Source organism: Teichococcus oryzae (genome assembly GCF_008386565.1).
GTDB lineage: Bacteria > Pseudomonadota > Alphaproteobacteria > Acetobacterales > Acetobacteraceae > Pseudoroseomonas > Pseudoroseomonas oryzae.
The window spans coordinates 788,269-811,335 of sequence record NZ_VUKA01000001.1 but is presented as its reverse complement, the minus strand read 5'-3'; the positions used below and the strand labels follow the sequence as shown (position 1 = coordinate 811,335).

Below are 23,067 nucleotides of genomic sequence, written 5' to 3'. Positions count from 1 at the left end.
GGCAGCGAACCACTTTAGAAGATGAAGGCCGCCATTGCCGGAAAGGCGCTGGCGGCCACACCGCCGGGGAGCGTCAGCATGGGCTGGGAATTCCTGCCAAGCGCACTGGACCTCGCACGATTCCAGTTCGCCTTCACCATCACCTTCCATTTTCTGTTTCCCGCCTTTACCATCGGCCTCGCCAGCTTCCTCATGGTGCTGGAAGGGCTTTGGCTCTGGACCAAGCGGGACATCTATCTCGACCTGTTCAAATACTGGCTGAAGGTCTTTGCCATCGCCTTCGCCATGGGCGTCGTGTCCGGCGTCGTGATGTCCTACCAGATCGGCACCAACTGGTCTGTCTTCGCCGACCGCACCGGCAACGTGCTGGGACCGGTGATGGGCTACGAGGTGCTGACGGCGTTCTTCCTGGAGGCCGGCTTCCTCGGCATCATGCTGTTCGGCCTGCAACGCGTCGGGCCGAGGCTGCATTTCGCCGCCACCTGCCTGGTCGCCATTGGCACGCTGATCTCCGCCTTCTGGATCCTGTCGGCCAATTCCTGGATGCAGACGCCGGGCGGCTACAGCATCGACGCCGAGGGCCGCTTCATGCCGGAGGATTGGTGGGCGATCATCTTCAATGCCTCCTTCCCCTATCGGCTGGCGCACACCGTGGTCGGCGCCTACCTCACCACCGCCTTCATCGTCGGCGCGGTGGGGGCATGGCACCTGCTCTACGACCGGCGCAACGAGCGCACGCGCACCATGTTCTCCATGGCGATGTGGATGGCGGCCATCGTGGCGCCGATCCAGATCCTGCTGGGCGACATGCATGGCCTGAACACGCTGGAACACCAGCCGCAGAAGGTCGCGGCGATGGAGGGCCACTGGGAAACCCAGCGCGGCGCGCCGCTGATCATCCTAGGCCATCCCGACATGGAGCGGGAGGAAACCCGGGTCTGGCTGGAAATCCCGAAGGCGTCGGCGCTGATCCTGACGCATGAGTTGGATGGCGAAACGCCGGGCCTGAAGGACTTCCCGCCGGAGGAAAGGCCGACCAACGTGCCCCTGGTGTTCTGGTCCTTCCGCGTCATGGTGGCGCTGGGCTCGGCCATGGCGGCGGTGGGCATCGTGTCGCTGTTGCTGCGCTGGCGCGGGCGGCTGTATGACAGCGCCTGGTTCCACCGCATCGCATTGCTGATGGGGCCGTCCGGGCTGGTCGCCGTCACGGCCGGCTGGATCACAACCGAGGCGGGGCGGCAGCCCTACACCGTCTATGGCCTGCTGCGCACGGCGGACAGCGTCGCGCCGCTGGCGGCGCCGGCGGTGGGTACCTCGCTGCTCGCCTTCATTGTCGTTTACTTCATCGTCTTCGGCGCCGGCATCTGGTTCCTGTTCCGGCTGTTCAGCCATGCCCCCTACCCCGCCGAACGCGGGCCGGAGGAAAACCAGCCGATCCGCACCAGCGGCATCACCCCCGCGCCCGGCATCCGCCATGCCGGCCATGGCGACTGAAGGAGGGCAAGCGCATGGAATTCTACCTGCCGCTGATCTGGGCCATCCTGATCGCGACCGCCGTGTTCCTTTATGTGTGCATGGACGGCTTCGATCTCGGCCTCGGCATCCTGTTCCCCTGGTTTCCGCACAAGGACGACCGGGACGTGATGGTGAACTCCGTCGCGCCCATGTGGGACGGCAACGAAACCTGGCTGGTGCTGGGTGGCGCGGGACTGTTCGCCGTGTTCCCGCTGGCCTACGCCACCATCTTCCCGGCGCTGTACATGCCGCTGATCCTGATGCTGCTGGCGCTGATCTTCCGCGGCGTGTCCTTCGAGATGCGGTTCAAGGCGCATAACGATCGCGCGCAGACCTGGTGGGACCGCGCCTTCTGCTGGGGCAGCTATGTCGCGGGCTTCTGCCAGGGCATCTGCCTGGGGGCGCTGGTGCAGGGCATCCGGGTCGAGAACCGCGCCTATGCCGGCGGCTGGTGGGACTGGCTGACGCCCTTCTCCCTGCTGACCGGCGCATCGCTGGTGGTCGGCTATGCGCTGCTCGGCGCCTGCTGGCTGATCTGGCGCACGGAAGGGCCGTTGGCGGCCAGGGCACGCCATATGGCGCGGCGGCTCGGTGTCGCGACGCTGGGCTGCATCGTGGTGGTGAGCCTGATCATGCCGTTCCTGCAATCGGCCTTCGCGGCGCGCTGGTTCACCATGCCCTGGATGGCGGCGGCCGCGCCGGTTCCGATCCTGGTGGCGCTGTTCACCTGGCGCTTCTTCCGCGCCATCGACGTCACGGAAAAGCGGGAAGCGGAGGCGCCGGCCGATCCCACCGGCCGCTCCTTCCGCTGGCGGGACGGGGCGCCCTTCCTGTATGCGCTTGGCTGGTTCTTCCTGTCCTATACCGGCCTTGGCATCAGCCTGTGGCCCAACATCGTGCCGCCCGGCATCGATATCTGGCAGGCAGCGGCCTCGCCTTCCTCGCAATTGTTCCTGCTGGTCGGGGCCTCGCTGCTGATCCCGATCATCCTGACCTACACGGCCTATGTGTACTGGCTGTTCCGCGGCAAGATCCGCGTCGGCGAGGGCTATCACTGATGCCGCCTGTCCTGCGGCGCCTGGGCTGGTTCGTCCTGCTCTGGGCCGCAGGCGTCGCCTGCCTCACGGCAACGGCGCTGGCGATCCGCTGGGTTCTCGGGACGGGCTGAGGCCCGGGCGGCGCCCCGCCACGAGCGCCATGCGCGCGGGACCTCCGCCATCCCGGCGCCGGCGCGCTGCCCGGCACCCGCAGGAGCCGCGGCCACCGGCCGCGCTTCCATGCGGCACAGCCGCTTCGCCGGGCGGCGCCAGGGTGCATCAGGCCGCGCCGGCCCGCAGCGCGGCAGGCGCGTAGACCCCCCTTTCCCCTGGCAGAGCGCCCAGCCTGTCGGTCAGCCCCAGCACCGTTTCCGCCCCCCCGAGATACATCACGCCATCCCCCGCCAGCTGCGCCGCAAGGGCGTTCAGCACCCGTCCCTTGGTGGGCGGATCGAAGTAGATCAGGACGTTGCGGCAGAAGACGATGTCGAAACGCCCGAGCATCCGGTGGTCCGAAAGCAGGTTGCGCTCCTCGAAGCGCGTCATGGCGCGCAGTTCGGGCACCGCCCGCCAGCGGGCCGCCTCCTGCCGGAAATACTTCACCATCATCTGGACCGGCAGGCCGCGCTGCACCTCGAACTGGGTGAACACCCCTTCCCTCGCGCGTTCCACCACGTCCCGCGACAGATCGGTCCCGAAGATCTCCGCATGCCGGACACCCAGCTCGGAAAGCACCATGGCCACCGAATAGGCTTCCTGCCCTGTGGAGCAGGCGGCGGACCAGACCCGCAGCTTGTGGCCAGCAGGGCGGGCGGCCAGCATCTTCGGCACGATCCGCCGCAAATGGTCGAATGGCTTCCCGTCCCGGAAAAAGCTGCTTTCATTGGTGGTCAGCGCTTCCGTCACGGCGCGGGCCAGGCTTTCCGCGCGCGGGTCACGCAGCCGCAGGGCCAAGCCATCCAGGTCGGCGATCTTCTCCGCCTTCAGGATCGGCGTCAGGCGCGTTTCCAGCATGTATTCCTTGTCGGGCGTCAGCACGATGCCGGACCGCGCCTTCACCAGCGCCGCGATCGAGGCGAAACCTTCCGCGTTCATGCCATCCCCCTCGCAGCGCCCGGGGTCCCCGCCCCGAATTGCGCCAGAACCCGTTCCGCCAACTGTTCCGGTGGCAGCAGATGCTCCGCCAGCCCCGCCCTGGCGACGGCGCCGGGCATTCCCCAGACCACGCTGGACGCCTCATCCTGCGCCATCACCGTGCCGCCCGCGGCCGCCACCGCCTTGCAGCCCAGCATCCCGTCCTGCCCCATCCCGGTCAGGATGACGGCCAGCACCTGGCCGTCGCAGGCCCTGACGGCGCTGCGCAGCATCGGGTCCACCGCAGGGCGGCAGAAATTCTCCGGCGGGCCTGATGTCAGCCTCGCCACCATGCCGCCAGGGCCGTTCTCCACCAGTAGGTGCCGGTCCCCGGGCGCGACGTAGAAGCGCCCCGCCCTCAGCATTTCTCCATCCCGGGCCTCGGCGGCCTGGGGGCCGCCCAGGCGCGACAGGTGATCCGCGAGCATGGCGGTGAAGCCGGCCGGCATGTGCTGGACGATCACGCCTGGCAGCGGCAGCGGCGCCGTCAGCCGCTTCACGAAGGCGGCCAGCGCCTGGAGGCCACCCGTGGACGCCCCGATCGCGAGCAGCCTTGGCCTGGGCCGCGCCCCAGGCATCCTGACCGGAATTCCGGCCGGCATGCCGATGGAACGCGGCTTCGCGGCAGAGACCTGGAATGCGTACGCAGGCGGGCGTGGCAATGGGCCGGGCTGCGAGACCACCGGTGCCGGTGCGGCCCGTGGCGCGGCCCGAACCCGTGCCCAGCCCTTCACCTTGGCCAGCAATTCCGCCCTGAAGGCGGGATCGTTCATTCCGCCGGCACTGGCGGTGGGCTTCGGAACGTAATCCGATGCCCCCGATCGCAGGGCGGCCATGGCGGCTTCGGCGCCACGCTGCGTCAGCGCGCTCGCGACAATGACGGCGAGGCCTGGCTGCAGCCTCAACAACCGGGGAAGCGCCGTCATGCCATCCATCACCGGCATTTCGAGGTCCAGCAACAGCACATGCGGGCGCTGCCCGGGCGGCAGCGCCGTGATCGCATCCAGCGCCTGCTGCCCATCGCCGACACCGCCGATGATGTCCAGCTCGGGATCGTTGCCGAGCAGCCGCGCGAAGGCCGAGCGCGCCGTCGCGCTGTCATCGCACAGCATGACCCGGACAGCCTGCCGCGCCGCGCGCGGCGGAAGGGAAAGCGGCCCGTTCAAGGCTCCGCTTCCTCAAGCAGGCCAAGCTGCACAAGCTTGCCGGTAACGATCCCGTCGTCGAAGGGCTTCATGATGTACTCGTTCGCGCCATTGCCCAGGGCGAGCACGATGCGGTCGAACTCACTTTCCGTGGTGCACAGCATCACCAGCGGCTCCCGCGGCCCGAATTCGGCGCGCAGGGCGACCAGGAACTCCATGCCGTCCATCACCGGCATGTTCCAGTCCAGCATCACCAGGCGCGGCATCTCGGCGCGGCAGGCCTCCAGCGCCGCCAGCCCGTTCTCCGCCTCCCGCACGGAAAAGCCGTGCCGTTCCAGAATGCGGCGCGCCGCCTTGCGCACGACGCGGCTGTCATCCACGCAGAGCACGGTGTTGGGGTCGCTCATGGCGGCGGGTCCTCAGTCGATGGCCAGGATGCGGTCGACATCCAGCACGATGAGCAACTGCCCGTCCTGCCGGTGCACGCCATGGGAGATGTCGCGCCACACCGTGTCGAGGGTCGGCGGGTTGCCGGCGAAGCCCTCGGATTTCAGCGGCACGACCTCGCCCACGGCATCCGACAACAGGCTGTAGAGCTCCCCGCCCTGCTCGACGACGACGCTCATCGGCGGCGGCGCGCCGGCTTCCCGCATGGGCAGGCCGAGCCGGCGCCGGAGGTCGATCGCCGTGACGATGCGGCCACGCAGGTTGAGGCTGCCGGCCACCTCGGGCGGGGCCAGCGGCACGCGCGTGATGGATGGCGCGGCCATGATGTCCCGCACCGCCAGCACCGGCACGCCGCACAACTGCCCGGCCACCGTCAGCGTCAGATACATCTGCGCGGCGCTGTCACTCATCAGCGCGGTGCCGGGACGCGCGGCCGTTGCCGCGGCCGTGGCCTGAATCGTGGTCTGCATTGCCGTCTTGCTCCTCAGGCCAGGGTCTGCGCGCTCAGGCAATCGCCCAGCGAGGCCAGCAAGGCCTCACGGTCCGATTTGCCAAGCGCGGTGTTGAAGCCGGCCGCCAGCGCCTGTTGCAGCCGTTCATTGTCCATGCGGCCGCTCAGGGCGATCATCGGCACGCCGCGCCACGGCCCTTCCAGCCGCACCGCCCGCGCCAGGCCGAGGCCGTCGAGATCCGGCATCTCGATGTCGGAAACGATCACGTCGAAAGCGGCGCCCTGCTCGCGCAGCCGCAGCGCCTCGGCCGCGCTGTTCACCGCCGTCACCGCGTAGCCGACGGCGCCCAGGCCGGGCACCAGCAGGTGGCGGAAGAAGGCGCTGTCCTCCACAAGGAGAACGCGCGGCGGCGACATCTCCTGGCGCTGCCGGAACCAGTCATCGCCAGCCTGGTGCAGCCACCAAGAGCAATCGATCACATCGGTCACCTTGCCGCAGATCACGGAGGAGCCGAGGAAGCCCGGCTGCTCGGAAGCGCCCTCGATGTTCAGGCATTCCTCCACCACGTCGAGGATGGCGTCCACCATCAGCCCCATGGCGCGGTCGCGGTCGTTGAACACAAGAACGGCCTGGCGGCGGCCCGGCGCGGGCGGCGCCCAATGGCCGGACATCGGCACCAGCGGCATCAGCTTGCCGCGATACTGCACCAGGAACTTGCCGCCGGAATGCTCGATGCTTTCGGCCGGCAGATCCTCCAGCCGCGCCACGAGGCCGAGCGGAACCGCCTTGGGCGTGCCATCCCCCGCGGAGAACAGCAGCAGCGCGGTGCGCTCGCCGGAACGGGTGCCGCGCCCGAGATTGCTGGCCTGCACCGCCTCATCCACCGGCCCGTCGGCGCCGACGCCGGTGGCGCGGGCGATGCCGTTGGGATCGAGAATCATGATGACGCTGCCATCGCCCAGGATGGTGTTGCCGCTGAACATCGTGACATGGCGCAGGATAGGCGCCACCGGCTTCACCACGATCTCCTCGGTATCGAACACCTTGTCGACAATGATGCCGAAGACGTTGCCGCCCACCTGGGTGACGATGACGAAGCCTTCCTCCTTGCCCGCCTCCTCCGGCCGCTGGTCGAGCTGCAGCAGCCGCGACAGCGACACCAGCGGCAGCAGGCGGTCGCGCAGGCGCATCACGGGGGTGTCGTGGATGCGCTCGATCTGCGCGCCCTCGGCACTGCCGCCGGCGCGCACCAGCTCCACCACGCCGATCTGCGGCACGGCGAAGCGCTCGCCTCCCGCTTCCACGATCAGCGCCGAGACGATGGCGAGCGTCAGGGGGATCTTGATGAAGAAGGTCGTGCCCTTCCCTTCCACCGAGCGCAGCTCGATGGTGCCGCCGATCTTCTCGACGTTGGTCTTCACCACGTCCATGCCGACGCCGCGGCCCGACACCGAGGTCACGGCGGCGGCGGTGGAGAAGCCGGCGCGGAAGATGAAATGCTGGATTTCCCGCTCGCTCATGCCGGCGAGCTCCGCCTCGTTGGTCAGGCCCTGGCTCAGCACCTTGGCCTTGATCTTTTCCACCGACAGGCCGCGCCCGTCATCGCCGATCTCGATGATGATGTGGCCGCCTTCGTGATAGGCGTTCAGCGTGATGCGGCCGAGTTCCGGCTTGCCGGCGGCCCGCCGCTGCTCGGGGTTCTCCAGGCCGTGGTCGCCGCTGTTGCGCACCATATGCGTCAGCGGGTCCTTGATCAGCTCCAGCACCTGCCGATCCAGCTCGGTGTCGGCGCCCTTCATCACCAGCTCGATCTTCTTGCCAAGCTCGTTGGCGAGGTCGCGCACGATGCGCGGCAGCTTCTGCCATGCATTGCCGATCGGCTGCATGCGCGTCTTCATCACGCCTTCCTGCAATTCCGACGTGATGTGCGACAGGCGCTGCAGGGGCACGGTCAGGGCCGCGTCGCCACGGGCGCGGACCAGCTGCAACAACTGGTTGCGCGTCAGCACCAGCTCGCTGACCAGCGTCATCAGGTCTTCCAGCACGTCCACCGAGACACGGATGGTCTGGGCTGGCGTGATCGGCCCTCCGCCCTGGGCGGAAACCGAAGCGGCGGCCAGGGCGGTGGCAGGCCCTTCGGCCTCTTCCGGGCGGGCCGGAACCGGGGGTGCCGGCGCGACGGCGGTGGGCTCGGGCGAAACCTGGAACAGCGCCTCGGCCGGGGCCGCGTCCTCGGCAGGGGAGCCGCCTGCCTCGGCACCGTCTCCTGCGGGTCCGGAGGGCGCCGCTCCGCCGCGCCAGGCGGCATCCAGCGCCGCGATCAGCGGCCCGTCATTGCCGGGCGGCTCGCTGCCGGTGCCTTCCAGCCCGGCCACGATGTTCTTCAGCCCGTCCAGGGCGGAAAGGATCAGCGTGATGCCTTCCGGCGTGACCGGCAACGTGCCGTCGCGATAGCGGCCAAGCACGTTCTCGGCCGCGTGGGCGACCTTTTCCAGGCGGGAAAGGCCGAGAAAGCCGCAGGTTCCCTTGATGGTGTGAACATTGCGGAAGATCTCGGAGAGGGTCTGCCGGTCGTTTGGCGCCTTCTCCAGCTTCAGCAACGCACCATCGAGGGCGGCCAACCCTTCATTGGTCTCGGTCAGAAAGTCAGCGAGCAGATCGTCCATCACAGTCCCCGACAGGCTGGGTTCGTCTCTCAGCCTGTGCGGCGGACCCACAACAACCGGTAAACGGCCTGTGCCGGATTCGCGCATTCCCGCCCTCGGCCATGGTCATCGGCCCGGCGCGGGCAGGACCCGGCTTCAGCCGCGGATGGCCGGCCGAAGCCGCAGCACGCCTTCCCGCACCGCCAGTTCCATCGTCCAGCCCGCCGCATCCGCGTGCCGCCGCAGCATGCCCGCCGGAAGTTCGCGCGGCCCCTGCGCCGGCTGCCCCTCCAGCACGGCCAGCAGCGCCGCCGGCCAGTTCACGACGCGGCCTTCCGGGCGCAGCGTGTAACCCTCCGCCTCCTGCGTCAGCGCCACGGTTCCACCGCGCGGCAAGGCTTCCCCGGCCAGCAGGGCCGCCATCAGCAGCATCTGCGCGACAGGGCTAGGAATGGGCTCGTCCTCCGCCAGGGTTCGCAGTTCCAGCCGGGCGCGCCCGCCGGCCAGCATGCCATCCAGCAATCCCGCCAGTTCCGGGACCGCAACCGCGCTGCCGCCCCCGCCGCAGGCCGCGCGCCAGAACTTCAACCGCCGCCGGATCTCCCCGGCCGCGTCGCGCGCGAGATCGGCGGCCTCCGGATCCTCGCCGAGCATGTCCAGCGCCCCGGCGACGGTGCCGAGCGGCCCCACCAGATCATGGCACAGGCGGGCGCACAGGTCCTGCGCCAGGGTTGTCTCAAGATCCATGCGCATCCTCCAGCCTGGCTCCGGCCGGAACGGCACGGGCCGGGCTGGCATCTTGGACATGGCCTGTTGAGAGAACCTTAAGGCCGCTTCCCTCGCCGCCCGCCGGGTCCGGAAATTTGCCGCTGGCATCGCGCTTGCGCCGGCGGCAGGCTGGCCGGATGATGACCTCCCTTGAGCCGGGCTTGTTTGTCCGGCATCCCGCCCATCCGGAATGGGGCACCGGCCAGGTGCAGTCCGTGGCCGGCGACCGCGTGACGGTGAATTTCGAGCATGCGGGCAAGCTGCTGATCAACGCCGCGCAGGTCACGCTGGAAGTGATCGACCCAGCGTGAAAGCCCAAGCCGCAGCCAGGGCTTGCGCGGATGGGGGGGAGCAGCCCAAATGAAGGATCGGTTTCGCATTCATCACCCGCCGGGAGTTGGCCGCCATGATTGATCCGTTCGGCCGGCGGATCAGCTATCTGCGCGTTTCCGTGACGGATCGCTGTGATCTGCGCTGTGTGTACTGCATGGCGGAACACATGACCTTCCTGCCGAAGGCCGAAGTGCTCACGCTGGAGGAGCTGGACCGCTTGTGCGGCGCCTTTATCGGCCTCGGCGTGCGCCGCATCCGCCTGACCGGCGGGGAGCCGCTGGTGCGCAAGGATGTCATGCGCCTGGTGCGCAGCCTTGGGGAGCGCATCGGCCCGGATGGCCTGCAGGAGCTGACGCTCACCACCAACGGCACCCAGCTGACCAAGCACGCGCCCGATCTGGCGGCGGCGGGGGTGCGGCGCATCAACGTGTCGCTCGACTCGCTGGACCCGGGGCGCTTCCGGGCCCTCACCCGCTGGGGCGACATCGACAAGACGCTGGACGGCATCTTCGCCGCCAAGGCCGCCGGGCTGCAGGTCAAGATCAACGCGGTCGCCATGAAGGGCGTCAATGAGGACGAGTTCGACCGCATGGTGGTCTGGTGCGGCGAACATGGCTTCGACCTGACGCTGATCGAAACCATGCCGATGGGCGAGGTGGATGCCAGCCGCGTCGACCAGTATCTGCCATTGTCCGTGGTGCGGGACCGGCTGCGGGCGCATTGGACGTTGCAGGAAACCGACTACGCCACCGGTGGTCCCGCCCGCTACTGGGTGGTCAAGGAAACCGGGCGGCGCCTCGGCTTCATCACGCCGATGACCCACAATTTCTGCGAAAGCTGCAACAGGGTCCGCCTGACCTGCACCGGCACGCTGTTCATGTGCCTCGGCCAGGAGGATGCCGCCGACCTGAGAAGCGTGCTGCGCGATCCCTCGGTGGACGAGGACGGGCTGCGCCAGGCGATCGAGGACGCCATCGCCCGCAAGCCGAAGGGGCACGACTTCATCATCGACCGCCGCCATGAGCGCCCGGCCGTGGGCCGCCACATGAGCATGACGGGCGGCTGATCCATGGAGGATGTGCGCCAGCTGGTTTCCTCCCTGGCCATTCCGGGCATGCCGGAATGGACGGGGCTTCTGCTGCTGCTGCTGGGCCTTCTTTGCGCCGCCGCCTTTCTGCTGATGCCGTTCAGCGTGTTCGGGGTGAAGGCGCGGCTGGAAGCCCTGGAGGTGCAGCTGGACGAGATCCAGGCGGAAATCCGCGAGCTCGCCTTCTCCTTGCAGGACCCCGGCGCCGCGCGCCGCGCCGCCACGACAGGCGAAGGCTGGGTCGAGCCGCCTTCCTTCAACGGCAAGGCGCCCCCCGAGCAGGCCCCGCGCGTGGTGCCGCCGGTGCTGCCCCCGCCCGCCTATCCCGACCGCGCGCCGCTGCGGAACTCGCGCGCCGAGCCGCGGCTGGACTGGCCGCGGCAGCGCTGAGGCTTCAGCGCGCCGCCATTTCCACGGCGCCCCGCGCCGCCAGGGCGATGCGGCGGGTGAAGCTGTCGGCATCCAGATTGAGCAGGCCGCGTTGCCTTTCCGGAACCGCCACGAACACCTTCAGGAAGCGGCCCGCGGCCACGCCGACGCAAACCTGCTGCCACATCGCCGTGCGGCCATAGCTGCCGCCCAGCACCGCGCATTGCAGCGGCCCGCCACCCGACACCGGCAGGACATGGCGCTCCCGCTCGGCCATGCTGCGGCCGGGCGCCGGGGACAGCGCCTCCGCCACGCCTTCCTCCAGCTTGGCGACCACATTGGCTTCCGGCGTCGCGGGGGGCAGCGGCGGCATGCCATGGTCATAGATCATCACCGTGGCGATGGCGGCCCGCGCCGCCACGCCATCCCGCGCCGCCGTGGCATAGTCGATGGCGCGGCCCTGCCCGGGCTGGTTCGCCTCCATGTCGGCGGTGATGCCGCGGGTGAAGCCCTCCGCTTCCCCCGGTAGCCGGGCCAGCACCTCATCGAGCGGGGGGCGCATCGCCGCGCCATCCTGGGAGCCTGGCGCCACGCACCCGGCCAGCATGGCCGCCAGCAGGGCGCCGGCAGCCATGCGGCGCAGCCTCAATGGCTCGCCTCCGGCACGCCCATCCCGAGGCCCAGCACCGTGTTCGCCATGATCAAGCCCTCCCACAACAGCTCCAGCCCCACATAGGTGATGAGCGCCACGCCGATGTAGGCGATGAATCTGTAGCGATCCAGAAGCTTGGCCAGCAATCCGCCCAGCAGCCCCATCATCAGGATGGAAACCACCAGGCCGACGATCAGCAAGGGGAGGTTGGCCCGCGCCACGGCGGCGACCGCCAGCACATTGTCCAGGCTCATGGAAACGTCGGCCAGGACGATCTGCCGCAGCGCCTGCGGCAGCGTCTTCTCGGCCGGCGCCCTGCCCTCGCCGGCGGCGCCCTCGCCGCCATGCCGCAATTCGCCAAAGAAGCTCCATGCGATGTAGAGCAGCGCCAGGCCGCCCAGAAGGTCGACCCACCACAAGGCCAGCAGCATGCTGGCGAAGACCGAGAAGACGACCCGCAGCACGGCGGCGGCGATCACGCCGAACAACACCGCCTTGCCGCGCTGGTGCGGCGGCAGGCCCGCAGCCGCCAGGCCGATCACCACCGCGTTGTCGCCGGACAGGATGATGTTGAGCCACATGATCTCGGCCAATGCCGGCAACATGCTGGTGAACGCTTCCATGGAACCTGATCGCCTCCTGGCCTTGCGGTGCCCGCGGCCCCGGGGGGCGGGACGCTAGTGGAGAGGAGATGGCCCGTGAAGGCGCCGAACCCTTTTATGACAAGGGCTTAACCGCCCCGCAAACAAGTCGGGCCGCCCCTTTCGGGGCGGCCCGCGCATGGTTCGATGTGGCGCCGGTCAGGGCGCGGGAGCAGGAGCCACGGCACCGCCGCCATTGCCGGTGATGTAGGGCAGCACCTCGCCGCCGCCGTGCCAGATCATCTCGATCGCGACATAGAGGATGACCAGCAGGCCGACCCAGGCGATCCAGCGGTGCTTCTCCAGCAGCCGGGCGATGAAGGTGGCGGCGACACCCATGAGCACGACCGAGATGGCCAGGCCCACGACCAGCACCCAGAGGTGGTCCTTGGCCGCGCCCGCCACGGCCAGAACGTTGTCCAGGCTCATGGAAACGTCGGCCACCAGGATCTGGATGATGGCGCTCCGCAGCGTCTTGCGCTCGCCGGTGCCGGCCGCCTGCTGCGCCTCCAGCTCCGCCTCGTCAACCTCGGGCTGGTGGCCGCGCTGCAGCTCGCGGAACATCTTGTAGCAGACCCAGAGCAGCAGGACGCCACCGGCCAGCGTCAGGCCAACGATCGCCAGGAGCTGGGTGGTGATGGCCGCGAAGCCGATACGCATGATGGTCGCAGCGACGATGCCCCAGAAGATCGCCTTGCGGCGCTGATCCGCCGGCAGGCCGGCGGCCGCCATGCCGACCACAATGGCGTTGTCGCCCGCCAGCACGAGGTCGATCAGCAGAACCTGACCGAGCGCGATCAGCTCGGGCATGAAGGCGGACAAATCCATGAACCTGTTCCCGTTCCATCAACAGACGGTCGCGCTTAAAGCGCTGCTCCCCGTTGCACAACGGGCATGTCCTATTTCTAAACATTCCTTCATCTTTACCCGAGGGAGCGGACCAGCGCGCCGAATGGTTGACGGATGCCACGAAGATGGCCATTCCCCGGCCACCGGGCCGCCTTCGGTCGGCCAAACGCCGCCCCTTCTCAGGCAGGAATTCCTCATGGTCCCGCGCTACGCCCGCCCCGAAATGACCGCCATCTGGTCGCCAGAGACCCGCTACCGCATCTGGTTCGAGATCGAGGCGCTGGCCGCGGAGGCGATGGGCGATCTTGGCACCATCCCGGCCGAGGATGCCCGCCTCATCCGTGAAAAGGGCCAGCCGCGGGCGGACGCCATTTCGGCGGCCGACATCGCCCGCATCGACGAGATCGAGCGCGAAACACGGCACGACGTGATCGCCTTCCTGACCTGGATGGCCGAGGGCATCGGCGAAAGCGCCCGCTTCATGCACCAGGGCATGACCTCCTCCGATGTGCTGGACACCTGCCTGTCCGTGCAGCTGACCCGCGCCGCCGACCTGCTGCTGATGGATCTGGACCAGCTGCTGGCGGCGCTGAAGCGCCGTGCCGAGGAGCACAAATTCACCCCCACCGTCGGCCGCTCCCACGGCATCCATGCCGAGCCGACGACCTTTGGCCTGAAGCTGGCCGGCCATTACGCGGAATTCGCCCGCTGCCGCGCCCGCATCGCCGCGGCCCGGGCGGAAGTCGCCACCTGCGCGATCTCGGGCCCCGTTGGCACCTTCGCCAGCGTCGATCCGCGCGTGGAGGAATTCGTGGCGGCGAAGCTCGGCCTCGCCGTGGAGCCCGTGTCCACCCAGGTGATCCCGCGCGACCGGCATGCCGCCTTCTTCTGCGCCCTCGCCGTCACCGCCTCGGCCATCGAGCGGCTGGCCACCGAGGTGCGCCACCTGCAACGCTCCGAGGTGCGGGAAGCGGAGGAATTCTTCCATCCGGGCCAGAAGGGTTCCTCGGCCATGCCGCACAAGCGGAACCCGGTGCTGAGCGAGAACCTGACCGGCCTCGCCCGCGTGGTGCGCGGCTACGCCACCCCGGCGCTGGAGAATGTGGCGCTGTGGCATGAGCGCGACATCAGCCATTCCTCCGTGGAACGCTTCATCGGCCCCGACGCCACCATCACCCTGGACTTCGCCCTGGCCCGCCTGACCGGCATGATGGACAAGCTGACCATCTATCCCGACCGGATGGTGGCCAATCTGGAAAGCCTGGGCGGCGTGGTGCACAGCCAGAAGGTGCTGCTGGCCCTGACCCAGGCCGGCCTGTCGCGCGAGGGTGCCTACAAGGCGGTGCAGCGCGCCGCCATGGCCACCTGGACCCGCCTGGCCGAGCCGGACGGCAGGAGCTTCCGCGACAACCTGCTGGCGGATGAGGAAGTGGCGGGCAAGCTGGGCGCCGAGGCGCTGGACGGAGCCATCGATCCACAGCGCGATTTCCGCCACGTGGACACAATCTTCGCCCGCGTCTTCGGCGCCTGATGCTGCGCCGCGGCACACGCGCTCGTGTTGCCGCGGCCATCCCGGCGCCCCAGCGTCGCCACGGTTCCGCCCCGACTCGCCGCCCTATATGGGAAGCATGACGAGGAGGACCGAAACCATGCGCCGCTTGCGTCAACTGGCCATGATCGGGCTGGCCGCCACCGGCCTGGTGCTGGGCACCGCCGCAGCCCTTCCCACCGAAACCAAGGCCGGCGAGGTCGTGCAGGTGCATGATGGCTGGCGCCGGGGGCCGCCGCCGGGCTGGAGGCACCACCGCCATCCCCCGCCACGCCATTATTACCGCCCGCCGCCGCGGGTCTATTATGCGCCGCCGCCGCGTTACTATCGCCCGCCGCCGCCACGCTATTACCGGCCCCCACCGCCGCCGCACTACTACTACCGCTACTAAGCGGCGCGGGCGGGGATCAACCCCGCCCGCTTCGCGTCAGCCGATATCCTGTTCCGGCAGCGGACCCGGCCTGGGCGTGCCGGATTCGGTGGAATCCGGCTCAACCACCGGCGGCGCGCCCTTCGGAACCGGCTCCACCTTGGGGCCCGATTCGCCCAGCTTCGCTTCCAGCGCGGCGACACGCTCCGCCAGGGCGGAGGATTCCTCCCTCGCCCGGCGGGCGACTTCCAGCGCCGCGTCCAGGTCTTCCCGCTTCACCAGGTCGAGGCGCTGCACCAGCATCTCCAATTGGGAGCGTGCCATCGCCTCCACCTCGGCGCGCAGCCCAGCCGCGACCGAGAACGCGCCGCCGGCCACGCCGGCCAGATCATCGAAAAAGCGGCCACGGCGGCCGGGGTCGCCGCCCGAACCCGTCTCAGAACCGGTATCCATCTGTCATGTGCTCCTTTGGCGGCGCGGGCGCCGCTGTGCCTTGTTCCACCCCCAACTTGCCCCCTGGCCGGCCCGGCGCCTATACCCGGCCAACCCGGCGGAAGGCCCCGGTGGAGGCCCCCGGTGGGAGGCTTCCGCGGAAGGCCAGTGGCCATCCGCCCTTTCCGGGCAACCCGCCCTGCAGCGGTTGGAGGTCTCGCTTTTATGTATCTGGTCACGGGCGGCGCCGGTTTCATCGGCTCCAACCTCGTCGCGGCGCTTTGCGAACGCGGGGCCGAGGTGCTGATCTGCGACCGGCTGCGGGCCGGCGATCCCGGGCGCGAGAAGTGGCGCAACATCGCCCACCACAACATCGCCGGCATCCTGCCGCCGGAACGGCTGTGGTCCTACCTGGCGGAATCGCCGAAGCCCGAGGCCATCTTCCATCTCGGCGCGATCAGCGACACCACCGTGACCGATGGCGACCTGGTGGCGGAGAACAACCTGTCCCTCACCCTCCAGCTCTGGAGCTGGTGCGCCGAGAACGGGGTGCGGCTGATCTTCGCCTCCTCCGCCGCCACCTATGGCGATGGCGGGCATGGCTTCGAGGATGACGCCACGCCGGACTTCCTGGCCAGGCTGCGCCCGCTCAACCTTTATGGCTGGTCGAAGCACGCCACCGACCGGCGCATCGCCGACCTGCTGGCCCGCGGCGGCGCGGCGCCGCCGCAATGGGCGGCGCTGAAGTTCTTCAACGTCTACGGCCCCAATGAATTCCACAAGGGTCGCATGGCCAGCGTGGTGCTGCACAAGTTCCGCCAGATCATGACCGGCTCCCCCGCGACGCTGTTCCGCTCCGACCGCGACAACATCGCCGATGGCGAGCAGCTGCGCGATTTCGTGCATGTCGATGACTGCGTGTCGGTGATGCTTTGGCTGCTCGACACGCCGGCCGCGTCGGGCCTGTTCAATGTCGGCACCGGCACCGCGCGCTCCTTCCTGGACCTGACGCGGGCGATCTACGCGGCGCTCGACAAGGCGCCCGACATCGCCTTCATCGAGATGCCGGCGGACCTGCAAGGCAAGTACCAGTACTTCACCCAGGCCCGCATGGACCGCCTGCGCGGCGCCGGCTACGAGGGCCAGCCGACGCCGCTGGAGGAAGGGGTGCGACGCTACGTGCAGGACTTCCTCCTCCAGCCCGATCCGTATCGTTGAGCGCCATGCTGCTCGCGCTTCCCTTTCCGGCCATCGACCCTGTTCTGGTGCAGATCGGCCCCTTCGCCATTCGCTGGTATGCACTGGCCTATATCGCGGGCATCGTGATCGGCTGGCGGCTGATGCGCCGCCTCGTCACGCTGGAGCCGGTGGCCGCCACGCGGGAACAGGTGGATGATTTCGTCACCTGGGCGGTGCTGGGCGTGATCCTGGGCGGCCGGCTCGGCTATGTGCTGTTCTACCAGACCGGCCATTACCTTTCGGCACCGTGGGAGGCGCTGTATCTGTGGAAGGGCGGCATGTCCTTCCATGGCGGCGCGGCCGGCGTCATCGCGGCCATCATCCTGTTCTGCCGCCGCCACGGATTGTCCATCCGGCGCTTCGGCGACCGGATCACCGCGGTGGTGCCGCTTGGCCTGTTCTTCGGCCGGCTGGCCAATTTCATAAATGGCGAGCTGTGGGGCCGCCCGGCCGATGTGCCCTGGGCCATGGTGTTCCCGCATGCCGGGCCGGAGCCGCGCCATCCCAGCCAGCTTTACCAGGCGGCCATGGAAGGCCTGTTCCTGTTCATCCTGGTGCAGGTGGTCATCCGCGTCCCGGCGCTGCGGGCCCGGCCCGGCTTCACGGCGGGCACCTTCCTCGCCGGCTATGGCGTGGCCCGCATCATTGGCGAGTTCTTCCGCCAGCCGGATCCGCAGCTCGGCTTCCTGTGGGCCGGCGCCACCATGGGGCAATTGCTGTCCATCCCGATGATCCTCGCCGGCCTGCTGCTGATGGTCCTGGCCCGGCCCACGCCCGAGCGGGCAACCGCTTGAACGCGGCGGCGATGACGGCTGCGGGCGAGGCGGAACGGCTGGACCGGTTCATGGCCCGCGCCGCCGCCACCTATTACGCGGCCCGCGATCCCTTCGGCGCGCGCGGCGACTTCACCACTGCGCCGGAGATCAGCCAGGCCTTCGGTGAATGCCTCGGCCTCTGGGCAGCCGTGCTGTGGCAGCAGATGGGGCGGCCCGACCCCGTGCTGCTGGTCGAGCTCGGCCCGGGCCGCGGCACGTTGATGGCCGATGCGCTGCGCGCCATTGGCGGCGTGATGCCGGCCTTCCGCGCCGCGCTGCGCCTGCATCTGGTGGAACAAAGCCTGGCGCTGCGGGAAGCCCAGCGGCGCGCCCTGCATGACGCCGCCCCGACCTGGCACGGGGACCTGTCCACCCTGCCCCCTGGCCCGGCGTTGATCCTCGGCAACGAGTTCCTCGACGCCCTGCCGATCCGGCAATTCGTCCGCCGGGGCGATGGGTGGCGGGAGCGCTTCGTGCTGCATGGCGCCTTTGCCGAGCGGGAACCCGACCCCGCCCCGGCGCTTCCCGACGAGGCGCCGGAAGGCGCGGTGCAGGAGGTCAGCGAAGCCTGCCGCGACCTGGCCACGGCCCTTGGCGCGCGGCTGGCGGCGGAAGGCGGCGCTGCCCTGTTCCTGGATTATGGCCCCGCCCGCAGCGCCCTAGGCGACAGCCTGCAGGCCTTGTCGGCCCATCGCGCGGCCGACCCGCTCGCGGCCCCCGGCACCGTCGACATCACGGCGCATGTGGATTTCCAGGCGGTGGCCGAGGCCGCCCGCGCCGCCGGCGCCGCCGTGCATGGCCCGGTGCCGCAGGGCATCTTCCTGCAATCGCTGGGCCTCGTCACCCGCGCCGCCACGCTGGCGCGCATGGCGCCGGCCAGGGCCGGCGAGCAGCTTTCCGCGGCCCAGCGCCTGATCGCGCCCGAAGGCATGGGGCGGCTGTTCAAGGCGCTGGCACTTTGCCACCCTGTTCTGTCATCCCTGCCTGGTTTCGAGTCCTCATGACCGCCGAATTCCTCACCGCCGACCCGCTGAGCGGCCTGCCGCATGGCTTCTTCACCCGGCGCGGCGGCGTGTCCGCGGGCGGCTTCGCCACGCTGAACTGTTCCCTGTCGGGCCAGGACGATCCTGAGCGGGTCGCCATCAACCGCGCCCGCGCCATGGAGGCGCTGGGATTGCCGCCCGAGTCGCTGTCCGGCGTCCACCAGGTGCATGGCATCGCGGTGGCCGAGGTGACGGCACCTATCCCCAACGGCGCCCGCCCCCAGGCCGATGCGCTGGTGACGCGGCAGCCCGGCCTGGCGCTGGGCGTCGTCACCGCCGATTGCGGGCCGGTGCTGTTCGCCGACCGCAAGGCCGGCGTGGTGGGCGCCGCTCATTCCGGCTGGCGCGGCGCCGTCGCCGGAATGCTGGAGGCGACACTGGACGCGATGGAGCGCCTCGGCGCGCATCGGGCGGACATCGCCGCCGTGGTCGGCCCCTGCATCCGCCAGGATTCCTACGAGGTCGGCGCCGATCTGCGCGATGCCGTGCTGGCGCAGAACGCGGAAGCGGAACGCTTCCTGATCGCCGCGCGCCGTCCCGGCCACTGGCTGTTCGACCTGCCCGGCTATTGCGCCGCGAGGCTGGTGGCCGCCGGGGCGGGCATGGTGGGGGTGATCGCCACCGACACCTTCGCCGATGCGGAACGCTTCTTCAGCCACCGCCGCCGCACCCTGAATGGCGAGGGCCCGATCGGCCACCAGCTTTCCGCCATCGCCCTGCCCCGATGAGGCCGCGATGCCCTACATGGTCATGTTCTTCGCCCTGATGCTGCTCGCACTTCTGGGATCCTGCTTTGCCCTGGTTTGATCGCCTTCCCCGGCTCCTGCTGGTGCCTCTCCTGCTGCTGGCCGCCGCTTGCGGGGATCTGCGGCCTTATGCCGGCAATCCGGGCGGGGACGCGGCGCGGCTGGTGCTTCCCCCGGCCTACCGCATCGCCGTGCCGGTGCCGGAGAACGCAGCCCTGCCCCCGGACGGCGCCGCCCGCTACGCCGCCCTGCTGGCCGAGGCGCTGGTCGCCGCCGAGGTGCCGGCCAGCGCGACGGAGGGCAACCCGCTCGACTGGCGGCTGCAGGTCACGGCCGAGCGCCAGGGAGGTCAGGTGGTGCCGCGCTACGCGCTGCGGGACGCGGATGGCTCCTCCCTCGGCGATACGGCCGGCGCGCCGGTGCCCCTGGACCGATGGGATGCGGGCCAGCCGGCGGCACTGAAGGAGGTCGCGATGCGGGATGCGCCGGCCATTGCCACGCTGCTCGGGGAGGTGGAAGCCAGCCGCAAGGCCAGCGACCCCGCCGCCCTGGCCGGCAGGGGGCCGCTGAAGCTGCGGCTGGCCGGCGTGCAGGGCGCGCCGGGCGACGGCAACAGCAGCCTCAACGACCGCCTGCGCGACTTCCTGACCAAGCTGGGCTACCTGCCGCAGAACACCGCCGAGGGCGCCACCTACGCCGTGCAGGGCGTGGTGAACGCGGTGAACGTGCCGGACAACAAGCAGCGCATCGAGCTGCAATGGATCGTTTCCCGCCGCGATGGCTATGAGCTGGGGCGGGTGGTGCAGCTGAACGAGGTGCCGCGCGGCACGCTGAACGGGCTTTGGGGCGACGTGGCCTTTGTTGCGGCCGAGCAGGCGGCATCCGGCATCAAGCAGGTGCTCGACAACGCCACCGATGCACCGCCCGAGGCATCCTCGGAAACACCGCCCGAGGCGCCACCGGCGGGCACCCGGCCGCCCCCGCAGCCCGGGCAACAGGCGGCGCGCTGATCCCGCGAGCCCCACGCCGTCACGCAGGGCTCTCATGCGCCGACGCGGCAGGTGATGGACATCGCGCCGCCACCTTGTTAGGACGCGCCCGTTCCTCGCCGGGCCCGATCACCCCCTTCAGGGCCTTTGCGGGTCCCGCAGCCCGGAGATGCCGCTCCCCATGAAGATCGTCGCCTGCAACAGCAACCGCCCCCTGGCCGAGGCGGTGGCCGCCGCGCTGAACCTGCCGCTCACCCAGGCTTCCATCCGCCGCTTCGCGGACATGGAAGTGTTCGTGGAAATCCACGAGAACATCCGTGGCGAGGATGTGTTCGTGGTCCAGAGCACCTCCTACCCTGCCAATGACAACCTGATGGAATTGCTGATCACGCTGGACGCGCTGAAGCGCAGCTCCGCCCGGCGCATCACGGCGGTGGTGCCGTATTTCGGCTATGCCCGCCAGGACCGGAAGTCGGGGCCCCGCACGCCGATCTCCGCCAAGCTGGTGGCCAACCTCATCACCGAGGCGGGCGCCGACCGCGTCCTGACGCTCGACCTCCATGCCGGGCAGATCCAGGGCTTCTTCGACATTCCGGTGGACAACCTGTTCGCCGCCCCCCTGTTCGCGCGGGACATCCTGGAGCGCTACAAGGGTCGCGACCTGATGGTGGTTTCCCCCGATGTCGGCGGCGTGGTGCGCGCCCGCGCCATTGCCGCCCGCCTGCACACCGACCTCGCCATCATCGACAAGCGCCGCCCGCGGGCCGGCGTGTCCGAGGTGATGAACGTCATCGGCGATGTGGATGGCCGCGATTGCATCCTCGTGGATGATATCGTCGATTCCGGCGGCACGCTCTGCAACGCCGCCGACGCGCTGATCAAGAACGGCGCCAAGTCCGTCAGCGTTTACGTGACGCATGGCGTGTTCTCGGGCGGCGCGGTGGCGCGCATCGGCGCCGCCTCGATCGAGCAGATGGTGGTGACGGACAGCATCCAGGCCACCGAGGCGGTGCGGGTTTCCTCCAACATCCGGCAGCTGACCATCGCGCCCCTGCTGGCCGAGGCGGTGCGCCGCATTTCCGAGGAAAGCTCGGTTTCCACCCTGTTCAACTGAGCCGGTTCCGGGCGGGGGCGCCATGCCTCCGCCCGGCCCGCTTCAGCTCATGGGTCCCGCGACATGCCGGGCATAGGCGGGGCGGGCCAGCAGCCGCTCATACCAGCGGCGCAGCGCGGGCAGGTCCGGCCGCTCCACCGGCAGGGCGAACCAGCGATGAACAAAGACGCCGAGCGCGATGTCGGCCAGTGAGAACTCGCCTTCCAGATAGTCCTGCCCGGAAAGCTGTTCTTCCACCACCCGCCACATGGCCGTGGCCCGCTTCAGCCCCTCCGCCGTCGCCGGCCAGTCGCGCTGCGCCTCGGGGATGCGGACATAGGTGAAAAAGATCACCGTCATGGGCGGCGTCAGATGGGCGAGTTGCCAGTCCATCCAGCGTTCCACCTGGGCGCGGCGCCGCGGGTCTTCCGGCAGCAGCGCGGCGCCGCCCGGGCGGGTGGCGGCCAGGTAGCGCAGGATGCTGTTGCTTTCCCACAGGCTCCAGCCATCCGCCTCCTCCAGAGTCGGCACCAGGGACATCGGGTTGCGCGCCTTGTAGGAAGCGTCCCCCACCACCCCGAAGGCGCCGCCCGCGTCGCGCCGCTCATGAGCCATTCCAATCTCATCGCAGAACCACAACAACTTCATGACGTTGCTGCTGTTGTTGCGCCCCCAGACCACGGTCATGCCGCTTCCTCCCACAGATCGGGAGGACGGTATGCGCCTGCCGCCGGTCGGTCCAGCCGACGGCATTCTTGACCCGGCGCGGCGCCGGGGCCAGCTTTCCCCCGGTCACTGGCCCAACGGGCCGCCGGCCCCCAAGGAGCCCGCATGAACAAGCCCGTGCCGCATCTGCCGCCCGCCGCCCCCGCCAGCGCGAGCCACCAGCCCAGCCAGGTGCTGGACCCCGTCTGGGTCCGGGTCCAGCGCGAAGCCTCGGCGGCGGCCGAGCGGGAGCCGGAGCTGGCCGGATTCCTTCATGCCGCGGTGCTGCAGCACGACTCGCTGGAAGCGGCGCTGGCCGGCCGGATCGCCGCCCGACTGGACCATGCGGATCTGCCGGAAGCGCTGCTGCGCCGGACCATGGAGCGCGCGCTGGCCGCCGACCCGCTGATGCGCGAGGCGGTGCGGCGCGACATCATGGCCGTGGTGGACCGCGACCCCGCGACCCCACGGGCCCTGGAGCCGCTGCTCTACTACAAGGGCTTCCACGCCATCTCGACCCAGCGGCTGGCGCACCGGCTGTGGCAGGACGGGCGGCGCGACATGGCGCTCTGGCTGCAATCCCGCGCCTCGGTCGTGTTCCAGGTCGATATCCACCCGGCGGTCCGCATCGGCAGCGGCATCTTCCTGGATCACGCCACGGGTGTGGTGATCGGGGAAACAGCGATGATCGAGGATGACGTGTCCATCCTGCAGGGTGTCACCCTGGGCGGCACCGGCAAGGAAGGCGGCGACCGCCATCCCAAGATCCGCCATGGCGTGCTGATCGGCGCCGGCGCCAAGGTGCTGGGCAATATCGAGGTGGGCGCCTGCGCCCGCATCGCCGCGGGGTCGGTGGTGCTGAAGCCGGTTCCCTCGGGCACCACGGTGGCGGGCGTTCCGGCACGGGTGGTCGGGCAGGCCGGCTGCGCCGAGCCTTCCCGCAGCATGGACCAGATGCTGGACGAAGCCGACGCCCCGCCGGGCCACGCCTGACAAGCCACGCCCGGAAATC

Annotated in this window: 26 protein-coding genes; 15 read left to right on the top strand and 11 right to left on the bottom strand. The window is 69.7% G+C overall.

The genetic code is table 11. The annotated features are described in order from the left end of the window. Positions 1-78 precede the first annotated feature (78 nt). From F0Q34_RS03755 to F0Q34_RS03745, 3 genes are read left to right on the top strand one after another with little or no spacing between them, the layout of a single operon-like run. Positions 79-1,494 carry a cytochrome ubiquinol oxidase subunit I gene (locus F0Q34_RS03755; protein ID WP_149810768.1) on the top strand — a complete coding sequence of 472 codons (1,416 nt, stop codon included), beginning with the start codon at positions 79-81 and terminating at the stop codon, positions 1,492-1,494. Positions 1,495-1,508: 14 nt separating this feature from the next. Further along, the gene (gene cydB, locus F0Q34_RS03750) at positions 1,509-2,573 is read left to right on the top strand and encodes a cytochrome d ubiquinol oxidase subunit II (RefSeq protein ID WP_149810767.1); all 1,065 of its coding nucleotides are present in this window, start codon (positions 1,509-1,511) and stop codon (positions 2,571-2,573) included. Beyond that, on the top strand, positions 2,573-2,683 hold the full coding sequence (locus tag F0Q34_RS03745) for a DUF2474 family protein (RefSeq protein ID WP_149810766.1): 111 nt from the start codon (positions 2,573-2,575) through the stop codon (positions 2,681-2,683). Before cydB ends, F0Q34_RS03745 begins: the two co-directional genes overlap by 1 nt. A gap of 148 nt (positions 2,684-2,831) precedes the next feature. Here the strand turns inward: F0Q34_RS03745 and F0Q34_RS03740 are convergent, their stop codons facing one another. The 6 genes from F0Q34_RS03740 to F0Q34_RS03715 form a co-directional block, all read right to left on the bottom strand. After that, the gene (locus tag F0Q34_RS03740) at positions 2,832-3,647 is read right to left on the bottom strand and encodes a CheR family methyltransferase (RefSeq protein ID WP_149810765.1); all 816 of its coding nucleotides are present in this window, start codon (positions 3,645-3,647) and stop codon (positions 2,832-2,834) included. Then, positions 3,644-4,852: a chemotaxis-specific protein-glutamate methyltransferase CheB gene (gene cheB / locus F0Q34_RS03735; protein ID WP_241665301.1), complete on the bottom strand. Its 1,209-nt coding sequence runs from the start codon at positions 4,850-4,852 to the stop codon at positions 3,644-3,646. The genes F0Q34_RS03740 and cheB overlap by 4 nt, the downstream gene beginning before the upstream one ends. Next, positions 4,849-5,238 carry a response regulator gene (locus F0Q34_RS03730; RefSeq protein WP_149810764.1) on the bottom strand — a complete coding sequence of 130 codons (390 nt, stop codon included), beginning with the start codon at positions 5,236-5,238 and terminating at the stop codon, positions 4,849-4,851. The genes cheB and F0Q34_RS03730 overlap by 4 nt, the downstream gene beginning before the upstream one ends. A 12-nt stretch (positions 5,239-5,250) precedes the next feature. Further along, entirely contained in the window at positions 5,251-5,748 is a 498-nt protein-coding gene (locus F0Q34_RS03725; protein WP_149810763.1) for a chemotaxis protein CheW, read from the bottom strand. A gap of 14 nt (positions 5,749-5,762) precedes the next feature. Then, positions 5,763-8,396: a hybrid sensor histidine kinase/response regulator gene (locus tag F0Q34_RS03720; RefSeq protein ID WP_149810762.1), complete on the bottom strand. Its 2,634-nt coding sequence runs from the start codon at positions 8,394-8,396 to the stop codon at positions 5,763-5,765. A gap of 135 nt (positions 8,397-8,531) precedes the next feature. Continuing rightward, on the bottom strand, positions 8,532-9,122 hold the full coding sequence (locus tag F0Q34_RS03715; protein ID WP_161600768.1) for a histidine phosphotransferase family protein: 591 nt from the start codon (positions 9,120-9,122) through the stop codon (positions 8,532-8,534). A 158-nt stretch (positions 9,123-9,280) separates the two neighbouring features. Here F0Q34_RS03715 and F0Q34_RS03710 point away from each other — a divergent pair, with 158 nt between their 5' ends. The 3 genes from F0Q34_RS03710 (at position 9,281) to F0Q34_RS03700 (ending at position 10,953) form a co-directional block, all read left to right on the top strand. After that, a complete protein-coding gene (locus F0Q34_RS03710; RefSeq protein ID WP_149810760.1) occupies positions 9,281-9,454 on the top strand; it encodes a DUF3553 domain-containing protein in 174 nt (57 codons plus the stop codon). Positions 9,455-9,549: 95 nt separating this feature from the next. Then, the gene (moaA, locus tag F0Q34_RS03705; protein WP_149810759.1) at positions 9,550-10,542 is read left to right on the top strand and encodes a GTP 3',8-cyclase MoaA; all 993 of its coding nucleotides are present in this window, start codon (positions 9,550-9,552) and stop codon (positions 10,540-10,542) included. A 3-nt stretch (positions 10,543-10,545) separates the two neighbouring features. Beyond that, entirely contained in the window at positions 10,546-10,953 is a 408-nt protein-coding gene (locus tag F0Q34_RS03700; protein ID WP_149810758.1) for a hypothetical protein, read from the top strand. A gap of 4 nt (positions 10,954-10,957) precedes the next feature. Here F0Q34_RS03700 and F0Q34_RS03695 read toward each other — a convergent pair whose 3' ends face one another. The 3 genes from F0Q34_RS03695 to F0Q34_RS03685 form a co-directional block, all read right to left on the bottom strand. After that, positions 10,958-11,566 carry a hypothetical protein gene (locus F0Q34_RS03695; RefSeq protein ID WP_149810757.1) on the bottom strand — a complete coding sequence of 203 codons (609 nt, stop codon included), beginning with the start codon at positions 11,564-11,566 and terminating at the stop codon, positions 10,958-10,960. Between the two features lie 11 nt (positions 11,567-11,577). Continuing rightward, on the bottom strand, positions 11,578-12,207 hold the full coding sequence (locus F0Q34_RS03690; protein ID WP_149810756.1) for a YjbE family putative metal transport protein: 630 nt from the start codon (positions 12,205-12,207) through the stop codon (positions 11,578-11,580). 177 nt (positions 12,208-12,384) lie between these two features. Continuing rightward, positions 12,385-13,053: a TerC family protein gene (locus tag F0Q34_RS03685; RefSeq protein ID WP_149810755.1), complete on the bottom strand. Its 669-nt coding sequence runs from the start codon at positions 13,051-13,053 to the stop codon at positions 12,385-12,387. A 217-nt stretch (positions 13,054-13,270) separates the two neighbouring features. Between F0Q34_RS03685 and purB the strand changes: the two genes are divergently transcribed. After that, positions 13,271-14,605 carry an adenylosuccinate lyase gene (gene purB / locus F0Q34_RS03680; protein WP_149810754.1) on the top strand — a complete coding sequence of 445 codons (1,335 nt, stop codon included), beginning with the start codon at positions 13,271-13,273 and terminating at the stop codon, positions 14,603-14,605. A 118-nt stretch (positions 14,606-14,723) separates the two neighbouring features. Continuing rightward, entirely contained in the window at positions 14,724-15,014 is a 291-nt protein-coding gene (locus tag F0Q34_RS03675; protein WP_149810753.1) for a hypothetical protein, read from the top strand. Between the two features lie 36 nt (positions 15,015-15,050). Here the strand turns inward: F0Q34_RS03675 and F0Q34_RS03670 are convergent, their stop codons facing one another. After that, positions 15,051-15,446 carry an accessory factor UbiK family protein gene (locus F0Q34_RS03670; RefSeq protein WP_149810752.1) on the bottom strand — a complete coding sequence of 132 codons (396 nt, stop codon included), beginning with the start codon at positions 15,444-15,446 and terminating at the stop codon, positions 15,051-15,053. A 204-nt stretch (positions 15,447-15,650) separates the two neighbouring features. Between F0Q34_RS03670 and rfaD the strand changes: the two genes are divergently transcribed. From rfaD to F0Q34_RS03640, 6 genes are all read left to right on the top strand, one after another. Beyond that, positions 15,651-16,643, top strand: coding sequence for an ADP-glyceromanno-heptose 6-epimerase (gene rfaD, locus F0Q34_RS03665; RefSeq protein WP_149810751.1), 993 nt, complete (start codon positions 15,651-15,653; stop codon positions 16,641-16,643). A gap of 5 nt (positions 16,644-16,648) precedes the next feature. Then, the gene (lgt, locus tag F0Q34_RS03660) at positions 16,649-17,458 is read left to right on the top strand and encodes a prolipoprotein diacylglyceryl transferase (RefSeq protein ID WP_149810750.1); all 810 of its coding nucleotides are present in this window, start codon (positions 16,649-16,651) and stop codon (positions 17,456-17,458) included. Between the two features lie 11 nt (positions 17,459-17,469). Then, positions 17,470-18,483: a class I SAM-dependent methyltransferase gene (locus tag F0Q34_RS03655; protein ID WP_149810749.1), complete on the top strand. Its 1,014-nt coding sequence runs from the start codon at positions 17,470-17,472 to the stop codon at positions 18,481-18,483. Further along, positions 18,480-19,250: a peptidoglycan editing factor PgeF gene (gene pgeF, locus F0Q34_RS03650; RefSeq protein ID WP_149810748.1), complete on the top strand. Its 771-nt coding sequence runs from the start codon at positions 18,480-18,482 to the stop codon at positions 19,248-19,250. The genes F0Q34_RS03655 and pgeF overlap by 4 nt, the downstream gene beginning before the upstream one ends. A 101-nt stretch (positions 19,251-19,351) precedes the next feature. Further along, positions 19,352-20,278, top strand: a complete 927-nt coding sequence (locus F0Q34_RS03645; RefSeq protein ID WP_149810747.1) for a hypothetical protein — start codon at positions 19,352-19,354, stop codon at positions 20,276-20,278. Between the two features lie 160 nt (positions 20,279-20,438). Further along, positions 20,439-21,371, top strand: a complete 933-nt coding sequence (locus F0Q34_RS03640; protein WP_149810746.1) for a ribose-phosphate pyrophosphokinase — start codon at positions 20,439-20,441, stop codon at positions 21,369-21,371. Positions 21,372-21,413: 42 nt separating this feature from the next. Here the strand turns inward: F0Q34_RS03640 and F0Q34_RS03635 are convergent, their stop codons facing one another. Continuing rightward, positions 21,414-22,037, bottom strand: coding sequence for a glutathione S-transferase family protein (locus F0Q34_RS03635; protein ID WP_149810745.1), 624 nt, complete (start codon positions 22,035-22,037; stop codon positions 21,414-21,416). 144 nt (positions 22,038-22,181) lie between these two features. Here F0Q34_RS03635 and cysE point away from each other — a divergent pair, with 144 nt between their 5' ends. Further along, positions 22,182-23,048, top strand: coding sequence for a serine O-acetyltransferase (gene cysE / locus F0Q34_RS03630; protein WP_149810744.1), 867 nt, complete (start codon positions 22,182-22,184; stop codon positions 23,046-23,048). Positions 23,049-23,067 lie beyond the last annotated feature (19 nt).